At 42.8% G+C, this 6321-nt stretch carries 6 protein-coding genes; all 6 read left to right on the forward strand.

Annotated features, from left to right (window positions below; genetic code table 11):
- The first annotated feature begins 11 nt into the window (after positions 1–11).
- The 6 genes from ACESM0_RS12140 (at position 12) to ACESM0_RS12165 (ending at position 6230) form a co-directional block, all read left to right on the forward strand.
- Positions 12–1067 carry an N-acetylneuraminate synthase family protein gene (locus ACESM0_RS12140; RefSeq protein WP_372906481.1) on the forward strand — a complete coding sequence of 352 codons (1056 nt, stop codon included), beginning with the start codon at positions 12–14 and terminating at the stop codon, positions 1065–1067.
- Between the two features lie 34 nt (positions 1068–1101).
- Complete coding sequence (locus tag ACESM0_RS12145) at positions 1102–1875, forward strand: SDR family oxidoreductase (protein ID WP_372906476.1); 774 nt, start codon at positions 1102–1104, stop codon at positions 1873–1875.
- Position 1876: 1 nt separating this feature from the next.
- Entirely contained in the window at positions 1877–2800 is a 924-nt protein-coding gene (locus tag ACESM0_RS12150; protein ID WP_372906477.1) for a Gfo/Idh/MocA family protein, read from the forward strand.
- A gap of 13 nt (positions 2801–2813) precedes the next feature.
- Positions 2814–3572, forward strand: coding sequence for a cytidylyltransferase domain-containing protein (locus ACESM0_RS12155; protein ID WP_372906478.1), 759 nt, complete (start codon positions 2814–2816; stop codon positions 3570–3572).
- A 27-nt stretch (positions 3573–3599) separates the two neighbouring features.
- Positions 3600–4934 carry a hypothetical protein gene (locus ACESM0_RS12160; protein ID WP_372906479.1) on the forward strand — a complete coding sequence of 445 codons (1335 nt, stop codon included), beginning with the start codon at positions 3600–3602 and terminating at the stop codon, positions 4932–4934.
- 195 nt (positions 4935–5129) lie between these two features.
- Positions 5130–6230, forward strand: a complete 1101-nt coding sequence (locus tag ACESM0_RS12165) for a nucleotidyltransferase family protein (protein WP_372906480.1) — start codon at positions 5130–5132, stop codon at positions 6228–6230.
- The last annotated feature ends 91 nt before the right edge of the window (positions 6231–6321 follow it).

Here is a 6321-nt window from a genome sequence, read left to right on the forward strand (position 1 = left end):
AAACATTCACCATGAAATTTAACCTGACACCCGATTTTACTGTTGAAAATTTCACTGCTCCATACATCATCGCCGAAATCGGCTCCAACCATAATGGCGACATGGATCTTGCCCGAAAGATCATCGATGCGGCTGTTGCAACCGGGGCACATGCTGTAAAATTTCAAAGCTGGACACCGGAATCGCTCATTGCCACGGAGGAGTACGAGGCAAATACTGTTTACACTGACGATCCCAAAAAGCACTGGGGGTCCCTCCGCGAGATGGTGGAAGAGTACTACCTTCGGGAAGATCAGCACAAAGAATTAAAGGAGTACTGCGACACCAAAGGGGTGGATTTTTGCTCCACGCCTTTCTCTGAGGGTGAAACCGATCTATTGAACGACTTAGAGGTTCCTTTTTTCAAAGTCGCATCTATGGATATCAACAACTTACGCCTGCTGAAGTATCTTGCTCAATTCGATAAACCCATTATTCTGTCAACCGGCATGGCTACGCTTGGAGAAATTGAACAGGCCATTCAAACCCTTGAAGATGCCGGGAACCAGCGGATTATGCTTCTGCACTGTATTTCAGTATATCCGCCAAAGATGGAGAATGTAAACCTCCGTAATATTACAATGCTTCAGCAGACATTTGGCTACCCGGTGGGCTTTTCGGACCATACCATCGGCTCCGCCATTCCGCTCGCTTCAGTGGCCCTGGGGGCCTGCCTTATTGAGAAGCATTTCACGATCGACAAAGACCTTCCCGGATGGGATCATATGATATCGGCCAACCCTGAAGAGATGACCGATATCTGTAGTGAATCCAAAAATATTGCAGCCGCAATGGGGAGCTACAGGCGAACCATTTCCGACGAGGAGGAACAGAAGATGCCGAAAATGAGGCGAAGTATTATTACGGCCCGGAATCTTAAAAAGGGTGATATAATTGAAGAAAAAGATCTCACCTTTAAGCGACCCGGAACGGGAATTGCACCTGATGAGGAGAAATTTGTTGTGGGACGCAGCTTAAAGAATGACCTTGTAAAAGATTCCGTCATCCGGTGGGATGACCTTGTGTAGCCTTTATAATCATTATTAATACTAACTGACCATTATGCCTGATTATTTTTCACTCAAGAATAAGACAACAGTTATTACCGGTGGCCTCGGTTTAATCGGCGGGGCCATAACTCAGTCGCTAATAGAGTGCGAGAGCCGTGTGATCGTTGTGGATATTGATGAAGACAGATACAAATCTTTGCCTGAGAGTATTCATTCAAACATCCATTTTGAAAAAGCGGATCTAACCAGACTGGAAGAGATAGAGCCGTTCGTAAAAGAGCTATGGGACCGATACGAAGGGATCGACAACTGGATAAACAATGCCTATCCACGAACTGCGGACTGGGCAAACAAACTGGAAGATGTCACCGTCGAAAGCTGGAGGAAGAATGTGGATATTCAGATGAATTCCTACTGCATTATCTCGAATGAGATCGCAAAATTGATGGCGAATAACGGAGGCGGCAATATTGTAAATGTGAGCTCTATACAGGCACTGAAAGCTCCTGATTTTACAATCTATGAAGGAACAGACATGACCACCCCTGCAGCATATACCCCTATCAAGGCCGGCATTATGATGTATTCAAAGTATCTTGCAAGTTATTTTGGAGGCCGTAATGTTCGGGTTAATGCAATCTGTCCCGGTGGCGTTTTTAACAATCAGAATGAGAGTTTCCTAAAACGCTACAATAAAAAGACATTGCTTGGCCGCATGGCAAAACCTGAAGAGGTAGCACGGCCGGTTGTTTTTCTTCTGTCTGATGCTGCATCTTACATCACAGGCACAGCCTTAACCGTAGATGGCGGATGGACCGCTATTTAAGATGGAAAAACGAAAGAAAATACTCTTTTTTGGTCTTGGATCAATCGGGCTCCGACATGCCGGTCTCTTACACCAGAATTTTGATGTTGAACTTGCAGCATATCGCACGACTGATACTAAAAACAAACTCGGCATCAGGGAATTCACATCACTTGAGTCTGCATTTGACTTCCAGCCGGATGCTGCATTCGTCACAAATCCAACAGATCAGCATATCGAAACAGCGTTAGAATGCGCCAAACGGTCGGTTCATCTGTTTATCGAAAAACCGCTGAGTAACCATACGGAAGGTATTCCTGAACTGATTGGGTTAATCGATGATCATAACCTGGTAAACCATGTTGCTTTTTGCATGCGCTACCACCCGGTTATCAAGTATTTAAAGAAGAACATCAATATGACGGATGCATTCTATGCCCGCACGATCTGTTCTTCTTATTTCCCACTGTGGAGGCCCGGTCAGGATTATCGAAAAAGTTATTCTGCCGATATAAATAGAGGAGGCGGCGTGGTTAATGAACTCGTTCATGAACTGGATTACAATCAGCACCTGTTTGGTGATATTGATGTGCTAAAACTTGATTCAGGTCAGGTTAGTGAACTGGAGATCTCAGCTCCTGACTATGCTGAATTTCAGTCTGCACACACTGGCGGACTAAAAAGTCATATCAGTCTCGATTTTTTCTCTCACTTAAAAGAGAGAACTGTAAAGATTTACTTCCCCGACAAAGTTGTGGAAGGAGATATATTGGATCAAACCGTCCGGATTTTTAAAAACACCGAACTTGAACAGGAAATCGCGCTAAGTGATGAAAACATGTACCTGAACCAGCTCATTACCTTTATGGGAGCACTAGAATCGCACGATCAATCTGATCTTTGCAGCGTAAAATCAGGTTACAAAATTTTAAAGCTGTTAAATTAAACCCGTTAAAAAAATGAATCCAACGTTTGGTGCAATCATACAGGCACGACAAAATTCAAGCCGCCTGCCCGGAAAGATGGTAAAAAACCTTCTCGGAAGGCCTTTGATTCTGCGGGTCACAGAGCAGGTTTCTTATTCCAATATGTTAGATAACATTGTTGTAGCCACTTCTGATGGAACAAATGATGATCAGCTCTCAGATCTATGTCTCAAGAATGGTGTCAAACTTTTCAGAGGTGATTTAGATAATGTTTTGGAACGTTTTATTCATGCAGCAGAAAAATTCGAAATAGATGTAATCATCAGAATTACCGGGGATAATCCGCTAACAGATCCCCTGATGATTGACCAACTCATTGAGAGATATAACCGCAAACCTGATCTCGATTATATTAACAATGTGCATCGTGAGGGGGCGGTGCATGGCGCAGGCTGTGAGCTTGTTACACTTGATGCGCTTCGGCGATCTTATAAGATAATCCGCTCGCTAAAGAATCCTGAAGATTACACTGAACATGTCACGCTTCATATCAGGAAGAATACAGATACTTTTAATACAGAGAAGTTCTATCCCGAAGAGGGGCTTTCAAGGAAAGAGATCTCTTACAGCGTAGATTACCCTGAAGATTTTAAACTTGTGGAAAAGATCTACGATAACCTCTATTCAGACACCAGGCCATTTAATACAAGAGAGGTTCTGAACTTTTTAGATCAGAACGAGGCCCTTCTGGAACTGAACTCAGACCTCCACGGCCCGCTTCCTGAGTATTAATTCAAAATTTTAACACTTTCTTTGATTATGGCGATTGAAACCGACAATGTGGTATATGTTGTACACTCTATAGACACTGAAGGTCCGCTTTATGAAAGCCTGGACGCCACATTTGAACGATTGGAAAAGCATTTTGGAATTACACTCCCTCCATCCCGTGAAACATTAAGGGACATACAAAATGCTGAGCTTGATCTTGGCGGAAATGAAAAGCAGATCGCCAAAGCATTCTCACCGGAACTCCTCGAGTATATTGACAACTACGGAAAGCTGGAACAGATGCTTGAAAGGATTGGCAGTAAACAGTTCCGAAACCAACTGCCTGACAGCTACGGCGGTGGATGGATATACAATTGGCATTGTGTGGATCACGTAGGATATGACATCAATCCGCGAAAAAAAGATATTGGCTATCACAATATTTACGATTACTACCACGAATTTATACGCGAAACGGATGCTCCTGATAAGATCCACTGGCATTTCCACCCAACACACCATCGCAAAATTTCACATCTGAATGTAAATACCTACCTGCGGGACAATAAGATCTTTGAAATTATCGCCCGAAGAATTATTGAAAGGGACTGGTTTCCATCCGTGAACCGTGCCGGCTATCACACCGAACGGCCCGACAGCCATTGGTTTCTGGAACAGTGGATACCATTTGACCTCTCAAACCAGGCATTTCGAAACGAAGAGGAACAAATGGATCTGGCCGGTGGTCGATTTGGAGACTGGAGGAGAGCGCCCGATGACTGGTCGATCTACCAGCCCGACCATGATGATTATCAGGTGCCGGGTAACTGCAGGCGATACATAGCCCGTTGCCTGAATGTGGGGACGCGCATGAGATGCATCAATGAAAAAGAAGTGAGAAAAGCGTTCAGCTATGCAAAATCGAATGGCTCAGCAATCATGGGGTTCACGAATCACGACTCCCGGGATATGGCCCCGGATGTGGATACTGTGCGACAGCTTCTCAAAAAGGTTTCGCCCGATTTCCCGGATGTAAAATTCAAATACTGTGATGTAAGAGAGGCGTTTAACCGCGCAATATTTAATGAGTTTACCACTCCTGGAGAGAATCTATTGCAGGGTAAACTTGAGAAAACAACTATTGAAGGGCAGTTAAAACTTTCCGTTGAATCCAGTGAAGACACATTTGGCTCTCAGCCCTTTCTTGCTGTTGAAACAGTTGATGGAAATTTTCATCATGATAATTTCGATTTTCAGAAACCGTTCAGAAAATGGACCTACATATTTGATGAACATACGTTCCCCGTTGATATGGTTAGAAATATCGGTATTGCATCGAATGATAAAAGAGGATTTTACCATACCCTTCATTTTCAGCCATGAAGGGCGACATCATATTCCTGATTTTTAAGTATAAAAACATATCCCGGGTTGAATTGAGCAACGAAAAAAGCTTACTTAATTAAGTGTAATCGTTGTTTCAGTTAAACCACTCCGGCATTAAAGGAATTTAACTGGTTTCATGAGCTTTTTTTCTTAGAATGTAGCAAGTAAGTAACTACGTAAAGAGAAGAAACCATGTACAAAAACGATCTTGCAGAACCGTTGGAATCAACAGAAGAATACAATTTAAACTACATCAGGACTGATTCAACGATTGAAGAAGCCTTAATAGTTCTGAATACGATTTCTGACAGGTACCCGGAGCGCCCGTTAACTTTATTAATTCAGGACCCGGAAAATAAACTGACCGGTACACTTACGGACGGTGATATTCGTCGTAAACTGGTAGCCGGCAGTAATCTTCATGACTCTGTTAAATCTTGCATGAACACTGACTTTTCCTTTATAAGAAAAAACGGGGGAAGTTACTACGATCTGGAGGAGTACCGTTTGCTGGGTATTCGGTTACTCCCAATGCTTAATGAGAGAGATGAAATAGTTAAAATTTACGATCTCACTAAGCTTAAATCCATACTGCCGGTTGAAACGGTTATAATGGCCGGCGGCAGGGGGACACGTCTAAAACCCCTGACGAATGACACCCCGAAACCACTGTTAAAAGTTGGCCATAAGCCAATTATGGAACACAATATGGACAGGCTTATGAGCTATGGTGTCGAAAATTTCTCCGTTTCAATTAATTATTTGGCTGATCAGATTGAGTCGTACTTTGGTAGCGGGAATGATAAATCGATAAATATTCGGTATATCCGTGAAGATAAACCTCTCGGCACTGCCGGCAGTCTAAGTCTAATTGATTCATTCAAATCTGATGATATTTTACTGACCAATTCAGATGTACTTACCACACTGGATTACGAAAAATTTTATCTGGATTTTAAGAAACAGAATGCTGATATCTCTATTGTCTCGATTCCATACCAGGTGAAGGTACCGTACGGAGTTTTTGAGATGAATGATGGTAAAGTATCGTCAATACGTGAAAAGCCGGAATACACCTATTATTCGAATGCCGGGATCTACCTGTTAAAAAAACAGCTTATTCGTGACATTCCTCATAATAATTATTTAGATATAACACAGTTTGTTGAGGAACAGGTTGGAAAAGGAAAAAAAGTCATCTCATTTCCCTTCTGGGGATACTGGCTCGATGTTGGCAAACCGGAAGATTTTGAAAATGCTCAAAAGGCAATTCAGATCCTTGAAAGCTACTAGTATTGTTCCACCAGTGAAATGACGGGATGTTATATTAAAGGGTCTTCAACACCGGATTGCCACCTGAAACTACGAATGTTCGGCTTCCTGC

It is taken from the genome of Rhodohalobacter sp. (assembly GCF_041686455.1).
In the GTDB taxonomy this organism is placed as follows: domain Bacteria; phylum Bacteroidota; class Rhodothermia; order Balneolales; family Balneolaceae; genus Rhodohalobacter.

Coding starts and splice junctions, on each gene's coding strand:
- ACESM0_RS12150 (WP_372906477.1), top strand. CDS start 1,877: ATGGAAAAACGAAAGAAAATACTCTTTTTTGGTCTTGGATCAATCGGG.
- ACESM0_RS12165 (WP_372906480.1), top strand. CDS start 5,130: ATGTACAAAAACGATCTTGCAGAACCGTTGGAATCAACAGAAGAATAC.
- ACESM0_RS12155 (WP_372906478.1), top strand. CDS start 2,814: ATGAATCCAACGTTTGGTGCAATCATACAGGCACGACAAAATTCAAGC.
- ACESM0_RS12140 (WP_372906481.1), top strand. CDS start 12: ATGAAATTTAACCTGACACCCGATTTTACTGTTGAAAATTTCACTGCT.
- ACESM0_RS12145 (WP_372906476.1), top strand. CDS start 1,102: ATGCCTGATTATTTTTCACTCAAGAATAAGACAACAGTTATTACCGGT.
- ACESM0_RS12160 (WP_372906479.1), top strand. CDS start 3,600: ATGGCGATTGAAACCGACAATGTGGTATATGTTGTACACTCTATAGAC.